Annotated in this window: 2 tRNA genes; both read right to left on the bottom strand. The window is 45.4% G+C overall.

The features are described 5' to 3' along the window. Positions 1-96: 96 nt before the first annotated feature. Positions 97-179: transfer RNA gene (locus RI68_RS03425), tRNA-Leu, on the bottom strand. Between the two features lie 38 nt (positions 180-217). Continuing rightward, a tRNA-Gln gene (locus tag RI68_RS03420) sits at positions 218-292 on the bottom strand. Positions 293-394 lie beyond the last annotated feature (102 nt).

Here is a 394-nt window from a genome sequence, read left to right as displayed (position 1 = left end):
GATACGGCGACCACCGAGATCTACACTCTTTCCCTACACGACGCTCTTCCGATCTTTGCGATTAAAATATTTTAAAATAATAATTTTTAATATTAATGGTACGGGTGACAGGACTTGAACCTGCACGCCAAAAGCGCTAGATCCTAAGTCTAGTGCGTCTTCCATTCCGCCACACCCGCAGATTAATTTAAAGTTGTCGCATTTATGTTGTTAGCCTTGGCAGGCCCAGCTGGATTTGAACCAACGAATGACGGAGTCAAAGTCCGTTGCCTTACCACTTGGCTATGGGCCTACAAAAGATATAAAGATAAAATAATAAATTGGGGCGGCTGATGGGAATCGAACCCACGCGTGTCGGCTCCACAAGCCGCTGCGTTAACCACATCGCAAAGAT

The sequence above is a fragment of the Vaccinium witches'-broom phytoplasma str. VAC genome, from assembly GCF_000309405.1.
GTDB lineage: Bacteria > Bacillota_I > Bacilli_A > Acholeplasmatales > Acholeplasmataceae > Phytoplasma.
Note: the sequence above shows the minus strand (reverse complement) of the source record. Positions and strands in the feature narration are given on the sequence as shown.